Source organism: Gordonia sp. CPCC 205333 (genome assembly GCF_048537885.1).
Classification (GTDB): domain Bacteria; phylum Actinomycetota; class Actinomycetes; order Mycobacteriales; family Mycobacteriaceae; genus Gordonia.
The window spans coordinates 193,417-209,767 of record NZ_JBCLVI010000002.1 but is presented as its reverse complement, the minus strand read 5'-3'; the positions used below and the strand labels follow the sequence as shown (position 1 = coordinate 209,767).

Sequence of the window (16,351 nt, the reverse complement as noted above, 5' to 3'; positions counted from 1 at the left end):
ATGTGGCTGTTTACGGCTGACTACCCATCCCGAGGAGTACGCATGGCCCACCGCAACGGCAGTCCACGTCGCGACATCGAGTTCGCCGACTCGATTCAACTCAACAGTGTGTTCACCCGGCCGGGTGAAGCGACCGAATTGCCGCGTTTCGCCTTGCCGGATAACCAGAGTCTGCCTGAAACGGCCTATCAAATCGTGCACGACGAGGCGATGCTCGACGGCAACGCCCGACTGAATTTGGCGACCTTCGTCAGTACCTGGATGGATGACGAAGCCAAAAAGCTGTACGCCGAAACCGTCGACAAGAACATGATCGACAAAGACGAGTATCCGATGACAGCGGCGATCGAGGACAGGTGCTGGCGAATGATCGCCGACCTGTGGAACGCACCTGAAGTCGACGATGCAATCGGGACGTCGACCGTCGGGTCGTCGGAGGCATGCATGCTCGGCGGGCTCGCGCTCAAACGGTCCTGGCAGGCGCGTCGCAAAGCGCAGGGCCTGTCTACCGAGAAGCCGAATCTGGTGTTGTCGACCGCGGTGCAGGTCTGCTGGGAGAAATTCTGCAACTACTTCGAGGTGGAACCGAGGTATGTCCCGGTGACCGTCGATCACCTCGTCCTGGACGGTCATGATCTGGAGAACTACGTCGACGAGAACACGATCGGTGTCGTAGCAATTCTCGGTCAGACATTTACCGGAATGTATGAGCCGGTTGCTGCGATCGCCGCGAAACTCGACGACGTCCAGACGAGCGCCGGGCTGGATATCAAGATTCACGTTGATGGCGCATCCGGCGCGATGGTGGCACCGTTCTGTCAGCCCGATCTGGAGTGGGACTTCCGAGTCGAGCGGGTGGTGTCGATCAACACCTCCGGCCACAAATTCGGTCTGGTGTATCCGGGCGTCGGCTGGGTGGTGTGGCGCGACAAGGCGGCCTTGCCGGAGAGCCTGATCTTTCACGTCAGCTATCTGGGCGGCGATATGCCGACCTTCGCCCTGAATTTCTCCCGGCCCGGCGCGCAGGTTCTGTTGCAGTACTACATGTTCCTTCGCCTCGGCCGTGAAGGATATCGCCAGGTACAGCAGGGTTCGCTCGACGTCGCCCAGTACCTGTCGGCACAGATCGGCCAGATGAGCCCGTTCGAGTTGATTAGTAAAGGCGACACCATCCCGGTCTTCGCGTGGCGGCTCCGCGACGGCTATACGGACAAGTGGAATCTGTATGACCTGTCCGATCGCTTGCGGATGCGCGGCTGGCTGGTTCCGGCCTACCCGATGGCCGACGATTTGGCGGACCTGACCGTGCAGCGAATCGTCGTGCGGTCGGGGCTAAGTCGTGATTTGGCGACGGTGCTACTGGCCGATATCAAATCCGAGGTCGACTTCCTGGATCGGCTGGAGTCGCCGTTGCCACGGGAAAGCGCTACCAGCCCGTTCCACCACTGACGGCAGACCGATACGGTTGATCTTGTGAGGAAAATGATCGCCTGCCTACTCGCTGCGTTCTCGTGTGTACTCCTGTTCAGCGGATGTGGCGGTGACGACACCACCAGTAGTGACGGCCTCGATGTCGTGGCACTGCCCGGCGATTTCCCCGCTGATCAGGTTCCGTTGCTGGACGGCCGCGTCCTGACCGCGAATGGCACTCGGGCGGACGGATGGTCGATCACCGTGCAGGGCAAGTCCGATGTCGGCAACGCGCTCGACGCCGCGGTCAAGAAACTCACCGAATCCGGTTTCACCGAATCGTCCCGGACCGCCGAGGGCGGCCAGCGGGTGGTGATGTTGTCGCGCAAGGACGCTGGGACGACCTATTGGGCGCAGGTTGGTGCGACGCCGCAGGCCGCGGGTGGACCCAACTCCGTTTTCTATCAGGTCAACGCCGAGTAGTTCGCCAGGTTCAGCCGAGGCCGGCGTAGAGGGGGGCGTTGGTCGCCGGATCGATGACCACCAGCACGGTGTCTCCGACCCGTGGTATCGCGATCCGCGATACCAGCGTGGTCACCGCGAGGAACTGACCATCGAGTTCGATGGTGAGCAATACATCGGGATTGTCGTTGATGGTCCGGCCGGTATCGGTGACGTTGGCGACGATCGCACTGCGTGCTGGTGTGCCAGCTGCCCGTAGAGTAGCCACGTGTTCGGCCTGGTGCAGTGACGTCGATGCTTGCTGAACCGATTCAGTGAATTCCGAGCCCATGAATGCCTTGGTCATCTTGCCAGTGAATCCGCGTCCGGCTCCAATGTTGTCCAGCATGGTCATCGCGTCGGACTGGCGGTCAGCCGCGGTCTTGCGAGTAAAGATACCCATGTCATCTCTCCTTGATTGGCTTGTGGAGATAACGGTATGGGCGGTATCGGCGTACCGATCACAAGTTCTCGCGCTTAGCGCTCGTCTCGACGTTGCGCATATGCCTCCAACTCGGCGACTTGAGCCGGGTCGAGCGATGGCCGCACCGCGGCGCGCGCTGACTTCAGGTCTTCGGCTGTCACTGTCGCGGTGTCGATATCTCTGCGCATCGCCGCTAACGCTGATTCGCGAAGCAGCGCAGCACAATCCGCCGCGGAGTAGCCGTCCAATTCGGTCGCGACCGTCTTCAGGTCGATCTCGTCAGCGAGTGGCACACTGCGACCGGCGGTCTTCAAGATTTCGAAACGTGCGTCGGCGTCGGGCGGCGGAACGAACACCAGTCGCTCCAGTCGGCCGGGGCGCAACAGCGCGGGGTCGATCAGATCGGGGCGGTTGGTGGCACCGAGCACGACGACATCGGACAGCGGCTCGACGCCATCGAGTTCGGTCAACAGGGCCGCGACCACACGATCGCTCACGCCGGAGTCGGAGGATTGCCCGCGTCGGGGAGCGAGCGCATCGACCTCGTCGAGGAAGATCAGTGACGGCGCGGACTCGCGAGCGCGTGAAAATAGATCGCGCACAGCCTTTTCCGACGATCCGACCCACTTATCCATCAACTCGGCGCCTTTGACGGTATGCACGCTCAGCTGACCCGATGCGGCGAGCGCACGTACGACGAATGTTTTGCCGCAACCGGGCGGGCCGTAGAGCAGCACTCCCCGTGGCGGTTGGACACCCAACCGAGTAAAAGTGTCCGGATGCCGTAGGGGCCACAGCACTGCCTCGGTCAGCGATTGGCGAGTCTGTTCCATATCCCCGACGTCATCGAGGGTGATTGAACCCAGTGCTACTTCGGGTGATTCGGCTCGCGAGACCGGCCGGATCACCGACAGCGCACCTTGCAGATCCTCGGCGATCAGCTGCGGCGATTCGTCGGCTCGTTCGGAAGACTTATCCGCTGACACCCGCGCGGCGGCGCGTAACGCCGCCTCGCGGGTCAAGGCCGCCAAATCAGCAGCGACGAAACCAGGTGTCCGCGAGGCGATTTCGTCGAGATTGAGATCACCACCGGTCGGCACGCCGGTGAGGATCGCCGCGAGTAGCCGACCTCGGGTCGCGGCGTCGGGCAGGCCGATGATCAACTCGCGGTCGCAGAGGGAGGGGTCGCGCAGCCGCGTATCGAGTCCGGCCGAACTCGAGCTGGTGCAGATCAGCGCTATCGGATGCTCGGCGATAGCTTTGCGTAGTGCGTCAAGGATGAGGGTCGATGCGGGTTCCGGTGTCGAAGGCAGCAGTGTGTCGACGTCGGTGATCAGTAGAACGCCGCCCGATGCGGACAGAGCTGTGATGGTGTCATTGACTAGACGTGTACGTGCTTGTGCCTCAAGGGCTCCCGCCGTCGGACCATCGATGATGCCAATCGTGCGAGTGGCGCAGACCGACCGGACCAAGGTTGCTTTCCCGACACCGGCCGGGCCGGTGATGAGAACACCCAACCGGGGTTGTGCACCGAGGGCTGCCAACACTTCGGGTTCGTCAAGGGTAATGCGCAGCCACTCGGTCAGCTTGGCGATCTGCGTGTCCACGCCGACCAACTCGTTGACCGGACGTGCCTTCGCTGGCGGCGTGCGGCGTGTGGAAACAATTGCGGTACTGGGGGATTGGGGTCCTGAAAGTGTGTCGTTGCCGGTTGACCACAGCACCGCGGTATTCGGCTGGACACTCACCGGTCCGTTCGGGCTGACCTCGACGACCGTCAGCAATTCGTTCGTCCAGGTGATCCCAACGGACGCGGCAAGCTTGCGGGTGGCAGTGCCGGCGGTGAACTCGGGCCCGAGGTCGCGAGGTAGTAGTGAGGTGGTGTCGCCGACGCTGACGACCTTGCCGAGCAGCGCCCGACGCAATGTCGCTTCGTCAACCGACTGGCTCGCCAGCGTCGAGCCGGACACCACTACGCGCGCCGCGCCGTGCACGACGACCGGTGACAACACAACCAGTGCGTCTTCTTTGACACCGGCATTCGACAGGGTGATGTCGTCGAGTAAAACGGCACCGGTCGGAAAATCCGCCGGAGTGGCGGCCACCACGGTCGCGGTAACTCTTGCTCCGGTAATCGAGACGGCATCCCACTCCCGAAGGCCGAGTGCGGCAAGCACTTCGGGATGGACTCGGGTGATGCCACGTCTGGCTTCGACGGCTGCCGGATTGAGTTTCGCGGTCAGCGTCAGTTGTGATCCGCTCATGTCGGCCTACGAAGACCCAAGCGGGCCTGCGACTTACGCCGGACCGGCAGCCGCGAGCGGCGTTTGGGCGTGGCACGCCCCAACTCCTTGCGGTCGGCACGCCGCTCACGTGGATGCCGGTCCCATTGATCAGGACGAGCCGCGACCCAGCGCCTATTCCGCCACGCGAATGGGATATGCGCGAGGTACACGATGATGGCGATCTCCATCAACACATACGGGTAGGTCACCAACAGAGCGGCCGCCCCGGCTATCACCACCATGATCGGCGCAATCGCCGCGCGGGAAATTCGGCTGGTCGCCTTCAGTGACGACGTCGGAATCCGGCTGACCGCAAGGAAAGCCGAGAAGATCAGCCATGCACCGACTACTCCGACCGACGTCCACCAGCCATCGCCGAACTGCTGTGCCACGGCGATCGGCAACAAAGCGATGATGGCAGCCGCAGGTGCGGGCACGCCGACGAAGAAGTCCTTCGTGTAGCCGGGGGCGTTCTCGTCGTCGTTGATGGTGTTGAACCGGGCCAGCCGCAATACGATGGCGCAGCAGTAGACCAGCGCGAGTAACCAGCCGACGTCCTCACCGGGCATCAGATGCACATAGACGATGAGTGCGGGCACCACGCCGAAGTTGATCGCATCGGCGAGCGAGTCGATCTCGGCCCCGATCTTGGTGGTGGCCCCCATCAACCGCGCGACTCGCCCGTCGATGCCGTCGAGAAGCGCCGCGCCGACGACGAGTGCCAGCGCGAGGTCGATCTTGTCGTCGCCTGCGAAGCGGACAGCCGATAGCCCGGCGCAGATCGCCAGAATGGTCAGCGCGGACGGAATGACGATCAGCCCCGACTGCAGGTTCGTGCGGCCGTCTCGCTCTGCGGCCGATCTACGCGGCCGGATCCCGGCGAGGCGACGCCGCGCGACTCTGGCCGGTTGGCGTGGCCGACCCGAGATCACGCCGGAGCCTGCGGCAATGTCGCGATGAGAGTCTCGCCGCCGATGGTGCGCTGACCCACCTGTACTTGCGGCACCGAGCCAGCGGGTAGGTAGATGTCGACCCGGGAACCGAAGCGAATAAGGCCATAGGTATCGCCGACCTTGAGTCGATCACCGGGGGTGGCTTCGCACACGATGCGGCGAGCGATCAGCCCGGCGATCTGCACGACGCCGATGCGCGTGCCATCGTCGGTGCGGATGATCATCGACGTCCGCTCGTTGTCGGTGCTCGCCGCTGGAAGGTCTGCGGACAGGAATTTGCCAGCGATGTGCGTAACGGCCTCGGCGATACCGCTGATCGGCACGCGCTGCACGTGGACGTCGAATACCGATAGGAATGTCGAAACGCGGGGGACTGGCTGGCCACCGAGTCCGAGTTCGGGTAGAGGTACCACCTCATCGACGAGTGCGACCTCGCCGTCGGCCGCCGCCACCACGATGCCAGTGCCGGTCGGCGGTACTCGGCCGGGGTTACGGAAGAATGCCGCGCTGGCCGCGGCGAGGACCGCCGCGGGCCGTGAGATCCATCGTTTGCGGCGAGTCAGCACCGCGACTGCAGCCGGCACCGCCACGAATGGGATACCGGCCGGGTGCAGTGGCGGGATAGTCTGCGTTGCCAGCGACCGTAGGTGCTCGAGCGTTGACTGCTGGCGCGGCTCGACGCCGGGCGGACCGGAGGGGGCGGGGACGGGTCGTCGAGCCATCGCTCTACCCAGCCTCTGCGGCGCGTTTGATCTTGCCGAGCGATTCGTTCATGCCTTCATGCAATTCCGCCTCGAAGGAGTCGGCTCCGCCGAACATACGGTCGATGAGAATCCTTGACACAGTAGTGGTTTCACCGTTGGCGGCCTCGCGACGCTCGGTGAGCGTCACGCCTGCCGCACCGGGGGTGAGTGTGTAGCTCCACACCGTGTGATTCTCGGTGACCCGGAAGGCCAGCTCCTTATTCGGCTCGAACCGCACGATCTTCGCGGTGGTCGGCCACACCAGTGCGCCGCGGCGATTGATGTTGATGGTGCGGGTTCCCAGCGAAACCGGCGCGCCGCGGACAATCATCTTCAGGCACTGCGGGCTCCACTCGCCCATCCGCTTGAGGTCGGAGACGACGCCCCAGACCTGCTCGGGGCTGGCGTTGATGTCGATGGATGCTTCGATCAATGGCGCTGCCATGGTCGATCCCTTCTCGGGGGTGAACAGATGTCGCCCGTCACCCTATTAGAAGGTCAGCGCGGCAGCCATCACGGCTCCGATTCCGACGAAAACGGCTGCGTTGATCCACACCGTAGGGGTATTGCCGTCCAGGACCAATGAGCCGAGTTTGCCCGGTGTCAGCCAATCGATCAGGACGAAGGAGAAGGCCAGGACCGCGATCCCGATTAGGACGTAGACAAGCGTAAACAAGATCGAACGCCACAGTTCAAGCCCGGTCCCGGCCATAATCGACGCGGTCAGGATCTGCGCGACGGCAATGACCTGGGCGACGGTCAGAATCACCGCGTTGCGGTTGTGGTCGATCCACACCAGCTTGCGCAGGCTGCCTGGGGTCACCAGGTCGAGAGCCCCGAAGGCGGCGACGAGCGCCACCACTGCGATAAGCCCGTAGGACGCGCTCGACGCCATATTGTCACGGAGCATCTCGACCATGTGCAGTTCTCCCTCGTCGGCGATCAGACCGGGGACACCATGTCCCAGTCACGCACTGATTGTGTCAGCTTTGCCAGGTGCTCGTCGGCACCTCCGAGGGTGTGGCTGATCGCGGTCAGTCGGCTGACGTAGTGCCCGACCGGATACTCGGCGGTCATTCCGATGCCGCCGTGCATCTGAATGGCTTCCTGCCCGATGGTGCGAGCCGATCGGCAGATCTGCAGTTTCGCACGCGAGGCGGTGATCGCGTCGGCGCTGCCCTCGGCAAGCGTCGCGGTGGCGTACAGGCTGAGGCTGCTGGCCAGTTCGAGAAGCACGTACATGTCCGCGGCGCGGTGGGTCAGCGCCTCGAAAGTCGACAGAGTCACCCCGAATTGCTTGCGCGTCTTCAGATATTCGACGGTGAGCGCGAGCGACTTCTCCATAGCTCCGACGGCCTCGGCACACAGGGCGGTCTGTGTGGTGAGCTCTGCGGCGGCGAGGATTTGCGCGGCATCGCCGGCGAGTTTGACGGCGGGTGTGTTGTCAAAAGCCACCTGCGCGCCGCGGCGGCGGTCGTGGGTCCGAAAGTTGCTGCGGGACAATCCGGTTGCGTCAGCGTCGACGAGGTAAAGGCCGATCTCGTCACCGCGGCGCGCCGAAACGATGAATCTGTTGGCGCAATCACCGTGCAACACAGGCGCTTTGGTGCCGGTGATGGTAACGCTGTCGCCGTCGCCCGATGCGGTGGTCGCCACCGCGGCGGCAGGCCAGCGGTCGCCGGGCTCGTTATGCGCCAACGCCAGTAGCAGATCTCCGGCGGCCAGGCCCTGGAGTAGTTCGGGTGCTGCGGCATCGTCGGTCGCCGACAGGATCGCCGCCGGGACCACGACTGCGTCCAGATAGGGTTCGGGGGCCAGCGACCGACCGAGTTCGCCCAGAACGATCGATGCCTCGATCGGTCCGGCGCCCGCTCCGCCGTTGTCCTCGTCGATGGTCAATCCGAGAATGCCCATCTCGGCGAGTTGTTTCCAGACATCGGGGTTCCAGCCCAACTCGGTGTCGGTGACTTTGCGGACCGACTCGACGTCGTAGGCCTTGGTGAGTAGGTCGCGCACTGCGTCGCGCAGCATCTGCTGCTCTTCGGTGAGTTCAAAATCCATTGGTACTCAATACCTTTCGAATGGTGCGGCCTACAGGCCGAGCACGGCCTTGTCGATGATCTGACGCTGAACCTCCGACGATCCGCTGTAGATCGAGACCTTGCGGTAATTGAGGTAGGTAGGGACGGTGAGCTGCGCCCACGTGGCTGCGTCGATTTCGGCTGATCCGTTGGGAGCGTCCGGGTCGACAGACGCGACCGCCAGCGAGTCGGGACCGGCGATGTCGGCGAGCAGTTCGGTCGCGGCCTGCTGCAATTCGCTGCCGCGTAGTTTCAGTAGCGATGATGCCGGATTAGGCTGCCCGTCGGCCGATGACGCCACCACTCGGAGCTGAGTGAGCTCGAGTGCGAGCAGTTCATTCTCGAGTTCGGCAATACGCGAGGCAAGGAACGGGTCATCGAGCAACGTGCCGTTCGCCGTCTTGATCTCGCCGGCCAGCTTCTTGGCCTGTGAGATGCGAATCTTCGACGCGGCGACGCGAGCGACACCGCTACGCTCGTTGCCCAGCAGGAATTTGGCGTAGGACCAACCCGCGTTCTCTTCGCCGACCAGGTTCTCCGCCGGCACCCGAACGTCATTGAAGAAGACCTCGTTGACTTCGTAGCCGCCGTCAATCAGTTGGATCGGCCGAACTTCAATGCCTGGTGTATTCATCTCGACCAGGAGGAAGCTAATTCCGGCCTGCCGCTTGGGAGCGTCGGGGTTGGTGCGGACCAGTAGGAAGATCCAATCGGCATATTGGCCGAGGGTGGTCCAGGTCTTCTGGCCGTTGACGATGTACTCGTCGCCGTCACGGACCGCCTTGGTCTTGAGTGAGGCGAGGTCGGAGCCGGCTTCAGGTTCGGAAAACCCCTGGCACCACCAGATGTCGAGGTTGGCGGTCGCGGGAAGGAATTTCTCCTTCTGTTCCTGTGATCCGAATTCGGCGATCACCGGGCCGACCATGCTCGCGTTGAATGGAAGGGGGTCGGGGACGTTCGCGAGATTCAGCTGTTCCTGCCAGATGTGGCGCTGAATTGGCGTCCAGTCCTTGCCGCCCCATTCGACGGGCCAATGCGGCACGCAGAGACCGTTGGCATTGAGGATTCGAGTCGTTTCGACGATGTCGTCGGGGTAGCGGAGGTCACCGGTCGCTGCGCGATCGCGGATCTCCTGCGGAATCTGAGTGGTGAAAAAGGTACGCAGTTCCTCGCGGAATGCGGCTTCATCGGCATTGAGTGTCAGCTGCATGACTACCTTGATACTCCAGGTGGCGGGTGGGGTCTCGGGTTGGGGTGAATTCATGGGTGGTGAATGGTGTTGCTTCGATTGAATGACCCGGTTCAGTCTTTCTACGTCGGCTGCCAATTCTCGCGATAGGTTGTCGATCGTGAACTATCCGACCTTTTGGTTCCGGTGACCCGTGTACCGTCGATCCGCATGAAACGTGTGCACGCATTCAGTGACGATTGCCTCGGTGACCTGGACGGAGTGGGAGTAGCTCGGGCGATCGCGGCGGGGGAGTTCACCGCGGTTGACGCTGCCACCGCTGCCCTCGCCCGGATCGACGAGGTTGAGCCGGCCATCAACGCAATTGTCATCGACGATCGCGAGCGCGCGCTGGTGCGCGCTGCGGCGAACGAGTTCGCGCCGGGCGCATTCCGCGGTGTGCCATCAGTCATTAAGAACAACACTCTCTTCGAGGGATTGCCGACGATGCACGGATCGGCGGCTGTACCCGCAGTCGCGGCAACCGCCAACGAGCGGTTCACGGATCAGTTGCTGTCGTCCGGGATGAATATTGTTGGAGCGTCTACGCTTCCGGCGTTTGGACTGACCGCGACCACCGAATTCGTCGACCGTGAACCTACGCGCAACCCGTGGAATACCGACTACTCGTCCGGTGCGTCGTCGGGTGGGTCGGCAGCCCTTGTTGCGGCGGGAGCGCTACCAATTGCTCACGCGAATGATGGCGGTGGTTCGATCCGAATTCCCGCTGCCGTATGCGGATTGGTGGGGTTCAAACCAAGTCGGGATCGGGTGATCGCGGCGGCCGAAGGCGAGGCCGCGCCGATCGACATCATTTCTAACGGCATCGTGTCCCGGAGCGTCCGTGATACCGCGCATTTCCTGGCCGACACTCAAAAGTTCTTGCCGGCAAAGAAGTTGCCCGAGTTGGGTTTAGTCGAGGGCCCCGGCAAGCGACGCCTGAGAATAGCCGCCCTGACCCAGCCGCTGACCGGTGCGCTGCTCGACCGCGACACCAACGACGCACTCTATGCGAATATCGAACTTTTGCAATCGTTGGGACATCAAGTCGATCTGATCCCGGTGCCAGTTGACCGAAGCTATATTCGCGACTTCACCGAGTACTGGTCCCTGTTGGCATTCTCTTTGGAATTCATGGGAAAGAGGTTAATAGACAAGGGGTTTGATCGATCTCAGCTGGACCAATTCACTCGAAGTTTGTCGCGGAACTTCCTTCGGAACTTCTGGCGGACACCGTTCGCGTTGCGGGGGCTCAATCGTCAGACCAAGAAATTCCGTGCGGTATATGAGAATTTCGACGTTGTGCTGTCGCCGACGTTGGCGCATACGACGCCGAAGATCGGCTATTTGGATCCGGCCGGGGACTTCGATGAGATCTTCGACCGGCTGGTGCGCTACGTGTCGTTCACGCCGATCAACAATACGGCCGGGACTCCTGCGGTGAGTCTTCCGTTGGCTCAGTCATCGGGGGAGTTGCCGATCGGTCTGCACTACTGCGCCGATCTGGGACAGGAGCAACTCCTACTTGAGTTATGCTTCGAACTCGAAGCGGCGCAACCGTTTGCGCGAATACAGGGGTGAGAGGCATCAAATAGATGACCAAGCGTGGGGGAGGCGCCAACGGCTGGTTCGAGATCACGGTTGGTGGCGCGTTGGGTGCGATGGTGCTCAATTGCGTGGCGTTTGTGTTGCGGACTCCGGGTGGTGCGATTATTGATGACGCGGGTGGGTTGACGTCGTTGATTCGGTGGTCGCTGGTTTTGTCGGTGATCGTGGCTGCGGTGATTGCGGTGGTTGCCTATCGTTCGGCTTTTGTGCGGCGGGTTGATCCCGGTGGTGCGGGGGTGTTGCTCGCGGTGGTCCTGGGTATCGCGATTCAGCGGTATGCCGTTGGGGTGGCAATTCGGTTGTTGTGGCAGTCAATTGCGTCGATTCCGGTACCGCGGGCGTCATACTCGATGCGCGCACAGGCAAGCAGCGGACACTTCTGACGCGCAGTACGTCAAAGACCTAGACGGTGCGATTTGCCGCAGCGCTGGTGTGCGTAGTCGGTGAGGTGACGTCAGAATGGTGGATCGCCGTCGCTATCCGAAGTGTCTGACGATTGTTGGCGCCCAGCGCGCGTGACGTGTTCCGTCAACTCGGCGGCCTCTCTTGCCGCCCGGTTATGTTCTCGTTCTTGTTGTCGCCGTTGGTGTTTGGCGATGGTGCGTTGTTGTCGGTGTTTGGGATCTTGGGCCGTTGGTGACGGTGACGGTGGCGGCGGATCGGCGAACCGGATCTGGTTGAGCGAATCGAACAACTCGGTCCTGGTGAACGATGGTCCGTCGACCCAGATTCCTTCGGGCGTTCGTACCCGGTAGTGGGTGTGGCCGTCGGTATCGGTGGTCATGTTGAATCAACCTAGGTTTTGTGCCGGCTCCGGTTGGGGCTGTTCCTCGATAGTGAGGTCAGCGTAGTGGAGTGTTTCATATTCGATCGGGGGTAGGTGGCCGATACTGGAGTGAAGCCGGGTGGTGTTGTACCAGTCGACCCAGCTGGCGGTCGCGAACTCGATGTCTGTGATCGTCTTGTACGGGCCGGAATGGAAGACCGTGGTGCGGATGCACTCGGTTTTGTACAGCCCGTTCGCTGACTCGATGAGGGCGTTATCGTAGGCATCGCCGACTGATCCGATGGATGCTGCGATGTCTTCGAGTGCGAGCCGTTCAGTCAGCGTGGTCGACGTGTACTGACTCCCGACATCTGAATGATGAATCAGTTCAGCAGCTTTCACTCGATGCCCCTCGTGGCGACGTTGCCACAACGCGATCCGTAGCGGGATGGTGACCAGTTCCACTGACTTCGATGTTGAGGCATGCCAAGCAACGATCCGCCGGGAAAACACGTCGATAATGAACACCACGTACACCCACCCGGCCCATGTTCTGACATAAGTAAAGTCAGTCACCCATACACGGTTGGGTTCGGCAGCGCTGAATTGTCGGTTCAGAAGGTCACCAGCGCGGACGCCGTCGACTGATCAGATTGTCGTTCTGATCCCCTTGGAACGCCGAATACCGTTGTGGTGCAGCAATGTCATTGCCCGGTCCACTGCTCCGTAAGAGACGCCGGGCAGCGTGGTCCGGTCCAGATGGACACGCAGTTTGACCCGCCCGTACAAGCCTTCGGGAGTCATCTTTTTGACTCCGTTGGCATCGGTACGCGACACCACAGACCGCACGGCATCGACAACGTGGGCATCAGAGACTGTCCGCGCCGACGGCCGGCGACTGCGCCAGGCCCGGTAGGTTCGTGCGGCGATCTGGCAACCCTGCTCCCGCAGAACCCGACAGATCGACTCGACCACACGACCCTGAGCACGCTGGGAATCGATGAATCCGATAATCATCGGTTGCGGGGGTCGAGTTCCCCCGCGAAGAAAGTTGTCGCCGCTTTCAAAATAGCGACGTCCTCACGGAGTTGCTTGTTCTCGGCCTTGAGTCGTTTGATTTCTGCCGATTCCTCTGAGGTGGTACCGGCACGGAGACCAGCGTCGATCTGGGCTTGCAGCGCCCACCGACGCACCGTCTCCTGCCCCACACCGACCTGCTTGGCGATCGCCGCCGACGCCGCAGTCAACGAGGCGTACTCCCCGCTATGTGACTCCAACAACCTCAAGGCTCTCGACCGAACCTCGGGATCAATCTTCTTAGGCATGTACTCATCCTTCCTGACTCAGAAGGGAGCGGCATCAAACTAGGGGTGATTCAAGACGTGCACGGCAGGATCTTTGAACTCGTTGTCGCCACCACCGGCTGCGAGATGCGGCTCTGTGATATCTGAAAGAACCGAGCATGAATTGCCACTACCGTGCAGACTCCAGTTGTTAAGCGCGCCGCAGGCAAGCTGCGCATAATATGATGTACTCGGGTTCTCTCCGCAGGCCTTTTCGCGGCTGCTGTATACATTCACCTTCGTGACGTTGATTGTTGCTTGCCCTGCGGACTAGCGGCGAAGAAGTGGAATGTTTCGTGCCGCTTGGACCGGGAATTTCGGCGTTGATGGTCGGTACCATAGTTGTTAACTGCTATCGACGGGCCAGTACCGCATGGGTGGGGATTTAGGGGATCTGTGCGATGTCTTGGACTGTTGCTTGGGGTAGTCGTTGGATCGTTTCGGCGATCCACGGTACGTGCACATTGCGGATGCTCGGACTCGTGGCCTTAAGTGTGACATCACTGATGACGTAGGTGGGCGTCTGATCGGGTGAGCTGGCGGTCGTGGAGATAGCGATCAGCTGGCCTGGTCGAGTAGCGTCGGCTGCTTCGACGGACTGAATCGCAGTGTGCGGAGTGCTGAGAGTGAACAGGGCATTGTAGTTCTGTCCATCGCGTGTCTCGACTACAGATCCGTCAGGACGTACGAACGCGCGTCCGTGTGCCGTATCCCACCAGGTGTCGCCGGAGGCTGTTATTGTTCGCCGAGTCTTGAGGAACTCGCGGAAGTCACTGTCGGAGCGGATGGTGGCGGCGGCGCTACTGGGGAGTGACCGCGATGTCAGAGTTAACAAGTCCATACTGATGAGCGCAATGCCAGGCGGATTTTTGGTCAGAGGATACTGATTGTCTGACATCAGTGCCGTAGCCGAATTTGAACCTGCGCACGACCATGCGGCGGGGCCGTTCTCGTAGGGTTGCCCTGACCACCGTGTTCCATGCTCGACCGGGCCGCTGGCAGGGACCTTCATCAGGTGATAGGTTGCCGTGGTCCACGCATCAATGATTGCGTAGTGGCTCGAGCAGTAACCTGTTGACGCGAGCCGGCCGTCAATGCGACTTTCGGTCGTCGTACCGTCGGCACGGATTCTGGCTAGGTTAGTTGTGTACTGTCCGCCGCCTTTCCCGCGCCCTATATCTAGCCACAGCAAGGCTTCGCCGGTTGCGGTCCGAGTGGAGGTGCCGTCAGCGAGCATACCGGTACTTGACAGCGGAATGTTCCGCGTGCCCGTAGTGGAGATTAGGGTTGTAGTAGTTCGATCGGGAAATGCTAGGCCTGAATTGCCGAAACGGACAATTTGCGCTCTGAACATTCCTTTTCGGTGCACATGCCCAATCGGCTTGAATTCGTCATCGACAAACACGAGCCATGAGGCGTCCGCCACGGAGTCGTATGAGAATTCAAAAGCGCTAGGGCCGACAAGTACCGCCGCTCGTGCACCCTGTGGAATGCGCGAGACCTCGGGCCCCAAGAGATCCGACAGCCCCGGCACTGAGGTCTCAGTTGAGAAGCTACACCCCACTACAGTGATCAATCCTGCGAGGAGTGCGGCAAGGATCAATGAAATTGTCTTGGCGTATGATTGACCAGCCGCTTTCGCCGCATTCACGGAAATCCGTGTCACCATGTCAGTATCCGTGCGCGTATTTTGATTCGGTCAGCTCCTTCGGATAAACAGCTGCTTTGCCTTTGATGCCGAGTTCGATGTTGTTGCCCGTGTAGCGATACGCGGCCCAGATAAGCTGCGAGCAGTTGAACGTGTTGGGGTTCTCGCCCTGTATTTTGTTGAATGTGAAGACTTTATTATAGCCCTTGCCGTCTTGGCGGCGTGCGTATTCCGCTGCTTCGTCGCGATCGGATTGATCCACCCCGACCTCGTATTTCTTGGGATTCACTCGTTTTCCGTACGCCGCGTCCCTCACGTAATGCACGCCCTTCTCATCGGACGCTTCCTCAGTGTCGGTCGCGGTGTAGAACATGCCGTTGTGGCCGTGGTTGTATCCCGCGGTGCACGAGTCAGAAAAGAAGAAGTCACCCTTGTGTCGAGCAACTCCCACCACGATATTGGCGGGCTTCCCGCAAGCCTCATCGGCGTTCGATGAAGATCGGTTTGGCGTTGACGGTGTAGGTATTTAAGTAGATGGTGTGCCCATCACGCGTGGGGTGCGCCCGCGCTGAGGCCGCACCGCCCCCAACGGCCAGGCTCGCGGCCACACTGGCTAGTACCGCCAACACTGTCAGCAGCCCCACAAAGTGTGATCGATACCGCGAACGAGTGGTTTGTCCTTGCCCGTTAGACCGAAACGTCACCGGCGGATGTTGTGATGTCACTGAAACTCCCCTTGACCCTATGTGCGGTATCGCGGTCCCCCTGGTGACCGATATCCCCAGACTGTGCGATAGCCAACTGACTCTGCACTGAACTTCATCACGGTACGATCCGGCACGCAAGCGTTACTGAATGTGACATAGAACACCGAATGTTTGTGGAGGGAAACTCTGAAACGTCGAAGACCATGCATACGCACCGTCAGACGCGACACTTTCGTGCTCGCTCTGCTTGGGTCGTGTGTCGCGCGGTTGTGGTGGGCGGTTTAGCGTGTGGAGGGTGTCGAAGCGATGTGAGTCAAGTCCGGGGTTTTTAGCCTCTGATGGTGTGCGGTTGCAATGGCATGAGTGTGGCGGTTGGTATGTGAATTTGGCCAGTCCCTCGCATTGGGGCACCGCATTGAGGCCTCGGAGTACCGCAGACAATGGGGGTTGGGTGCACGCACACCGCTAATTGGTGCGCAACGCCGAAATCAGATGCGCGCCTACGCATTACAACGCTATTCAACACGTAGTACGTCCTCGGCGGGGGTAGGTTTCCAACAGGCCGGGCCCGCAATGTCAGGGCCAGCATTGGTGCCTTTCGAGCAGGCCGCATACGACCTATGGTCGGGTCGTCTGGCAGCGGCAGGTTTGGTC

General features: G+C 61.2%; 15 protein-coding genes, 1 pseudogene and 1 other annotated feature. Of the genes and pseudogenes, 4 read left to right on the top strand and 12 right to left on the bottom strand.

Going from position 1 to position 16,351, the window contains the following annotated elements; genetic code table 11:
* Positions 1 to 42: 42 nt before the first annotated feature.
* Together AAFP29_RS06585 and AAFP29_RS06580 are read left to right on the top strand one after the other, a co-directional pair.
* Complete coding sequence (locus tag AAFP29_RS06585; RefSeq protein WP_419216552.1) at positions 43 to 1,449, top strand: glutamate decarboxylase; 1,407 nt, start codon at positions 43 to 45, stop codon at positions 1,447 to 1,449.
* Positions 1,450 to 1,482: 33 nt separating this feature from the next.
* Positions 1,483 to 1,893: a hypothetical protein gene (locus AAFP29_RS06580; protein ID WP_419217225.1), complete on the top strand. Its 411-nt coding sequence runs from the start codon at positions 1,483 to 1,485 to the stop codon at positions 1,891 to 1,893.
* A 10-nt stretch (positions 1,894 to 1,903) separates the two neighbouring features.
* Here the strand turns inward: AAFP29_RS06580 and AAFP29_RS06575 are convergent, their stop codons facing one another.
* The 8 genes from AAFP29_RS06575 to AAFP29_RS06540 form a co-directional block, all read right to left on the bottom strand.
* Positions 1,904 to 2,314 (bottom strand): hypothetical protein, encoded by a 411-nt coding sequence (locus AAFP29_RS06575; protein ID WP_419216551.1) that lies wholly within the window; start codon positions 2,312 to 2,314, stop codon positions 1,904 to 1,906.
* 74 nt (positions 2,315 to 2,388) lie between these two features.
* Positions 2,389 to 4,599, bottom strand: a complete 2,211-nt coding sequence (locus AAFP29_RS06570) for an AAA family ATPase (RefSeq protein ID WP_419216550.1) — start codon at positions 4,597 to 4,599, stop codon at positions 2,389 to 2,391.
* Positions 4,596 to 5,552, bottom strand: a complete 957-nt coding sequence (locus AAFP29_RS06565) for a CDP-alcohol phosphatidyltransferase family protein (RefSeq protein WP_419216549.1) — start codon at positions 5,550 to 5,552, stop codon at positions 4,596 to 4,598. Before AAFP29_RS06565 ends, AAFP29_RS06570 begins: the two co-directional genes overlap by 4 nt.
* Entirely contained in the window at positions 5,549 to 6,295 is a 747-nt protein-coding gene (locus tag AAFP29_RS06560) for a phosphatidylserine decarboxylase (RefSeq protein ID WP_419216548.1), read from the bottom strand. The genes AAFP29_RS06565 and AAFP29_RS06560 overlap by 4 nt, the downstream gene beginning before the upstream one ends.
* A gap of 4 nt (positions 6,296 to 6,299) precedes the next feature.
* On the bottom strand, positions 6,300 to 6,761 hold the full coding sequence (locus AAFP29_RS06555) for an SRPBCC family protein (RefSeq protein WP_419216547.1): 462 nt from the start codon (positions 6,759 to 6,761) through the stop codon (positions 6,300 to 6,302).
* Between the two features lie 45 nt (positions 6,762 to 6,806).
* Entirely contained in the window at positions 6,807 to 7,235 is a 429-nt protein-coding gene (locus AAFP29_RS06550) for a DUF350 domain-containing protein (protein ID WP_419216546.1), read from the bottom strand.
* A gap of 23 nt (positions 7,236 to 7,258) precedes the next feature.
* Positions 7,259 to 8,377: an acyl-CoA dehydrogenase family protein gene (locus AAFP29_RS06545; RefSeq protein WP_419216545.1), complete on the bottom strand. Its 1,119-nt coding sequence runs from the start codon at positions 8,375 to 8,377 to the stop codon at positions 7,259 to 7,261.
* Positions 8,378 to 8,407: 30 nt separating this feature from the next.
* Positions 8,408 to 9,607, bottom strand: a complete 1,200-nt coding sequence (locus tag AAFP29_RS06540) for an acyl-CoA dehydrogenase family protein (protein ID WP_419217224.1) — start codon at positions 9,605 to 9,607, stop codon at positions 8,408 to 8,410.
* A gap of 189 nt (positions 9,608 to 9,796) precedes the next feature.
* Between AAFP29_RS06540 and AAFP29_RS06535 the strand changes: the two genes are divergently transcribed.
* Positions 9,797 to 11,206, top strand: a complete 1,410-nt coding sequence (locus AAFP29_RS06535; protein ID WP_419216544.1) for an amidase — start codon at positions 9,797 to 9,799, stop codon at positions 11,204 to 11,206.
* A 14-nt stretch (positions 11,207 to 11,220) separates the two neighbouring features.
* Entirely contained in the window at positions 11,221 to 11,616 is a 396-nt protein-coding gene (locus AAFP29_RS06530; RefSeq protein ID WP_419216543.1) for a hypothetical protein, read from the top strand.
* Between the two features lie 71 nt (positions 11,617 to 11,687).
* On the opposite strand, the gene AAFP29_RS06525 is transcribed toward AAFP29_RS06530, so the two are convergent.
* The 4 genes and pseudogenes from AAFP29_RS06525 to AAFP29_RS06510 form a co-directional block, all read right to left on the bottom strand.
* On the bottom strand, positions 11,688 to 12,017 hold the full coding sequence (locus AAFP29_RS06525; RefSeq protein ID WP_419216542.1) for a hypothetical protein: 330 nt from the start codon (positions 12,015 to 12,017) through the stop codon (positions 11,688 to 11,690).
* Positions 12,018 to 12,023: 6 nt separating this feature from the next.
* Positions 12,024 to 13,324 (bottom strand): annotated as a pseudogene (locus AAFP29_RS06520) (IS3 family transposase).
* Positions 12,921 to 13,052 (bottom strand) — a sequence feature (AL1L pseudoknot). (Overlaps the previous pseudogene by 132 nt.)
* Positions 13,325 to 13,727: 403 nt before the next feature.
* Positions 13,728 to 14,183: a hypothetical protein gene (locus tag AAFP29_RS06515; RefSeq protein WP_419216541.1), complete on the bottom strand. Its 456-nt coding sequence runs from the start codon at positions 14,181 to 14,183 to the stop codon at positions 13,728 to 13,730.
* An 829-nt stretch (positions 14,184 to 15,012) separates the two neighbouring features.
* Positions 15,013 to 15,441: a hypothetical protein gene (locus tag AAFP29_RS06510; RefSeq protein WP_419216540.1), complete on the bottom strand. Its 429-nt coding sequence runs from the start codon at positions 15,439 to 15,441 to the stop codon at positions 15,013 to 15,015.
* Between the last annotated feature and the right edge of the window lie 910 nt (positions 15,442 to 16,351).

What these genes read in the sequence shown, in the direction of transcription:
- AAFP29_RS06585 (WP_419216552.1), top strand. Translation starts at nt 43, where the DNA reads ATGGCCCACCGCAACGGCAGTCCACGTCGCGACATCGAGTTCGCCGAC.
- AAFP29_RS06580 (WP_419217225.1), top strand. Translation starts at nt 1,483, where the DNA reads ATGATCGCCTGCCTACTCGCTGCGTTCTCGTGTGTACTCCTGTTCAGC.
- AAFP29_RS06575 (WP_419216551.1), bottom strand. Translation starts at nt 2,314, where the DNA reads ATGGGTATCTTTACTCGCAAGACCGCGGCTGACCGCCAGTCCGACGCG.
- AAFP29_RS06570 (WP_419216550.1), bottom strand. Translation starts at nt 4,599, where the DNA reads ATGAGCGGATCACAACTGACGCTGACCGCGAAACTCAATCCGGCAGCC.
- AAFP29_RS06560 (WP_419216548.1), bottom strand. Translation starts at nt 6,295, where the DNA reads ATGGCTCGACGACCCGTCCCCGCCCCCTCCGGTCCGCCCGGCGTCGAG.
- AAFP29_RS06555 (WP_419216547.1), bottom strand. Translation starts at nt 6,761, where the DNA reads ATGGCAGCGCCATTGATCGAAGCATCCATCGACATCAACGCCAGCCCC.
- AAFP29_RS06550 (WP_419216546.1), bottom strand. Translation starts at nt 7,235, where the DNA reads ATGGTCGAGATGCTCCGTGACAATATGGCGTCGAGCGCGTCCTACGGG.
- AAFP29_RS06545 (WP_419216545.1), bottom strand. Translation starts at nt 8,377, where the DNA reads ATGGATTTTGAACTCACCGAAGAGCAGCAGATGCTGCGCGACGCAGTG.
- AAFP29_RS06540 (WP_419217224.1), bottom strand. Translation starts at nt 9,607, where the DNA reads ATGCAGCTGACACTCAATGCCGATGAAGCCGCATTCCGCGAGGAACTG.
- AAFP29_RS06535 (WP_419216544.1), top strand. Translation starts at nt 9,797, where the DNA reads ATGAAACGTGTGCACGCATTCAGTGACGATTGCCTCGGTGACCTGGAC.
- AAFP29_RS06530 (WP_419216543.1), top strand. Translation starts at nt 11,221, where the DNA reads ATGACCAAGCGTGGGGGAGGCGCCAACGGCTGGTTCGAGATCACGGTT.
- AAFP29_RS06525 (WP_419216542.1), bottom strand. Translation starts at nt 12,017, where the DNA reads ATGACCACCGATACCGACGGCCACACCCACTACCGGGTACGAACGCCC.
- AAFP29_RS06515 (WP_419216541.1), bottom strand. Translation starts at nt 14,183, where the DNA reads ATGGACTTGTTAACTCTGACATCGCGGTCACTCCCCAGTAGCGCCGCC.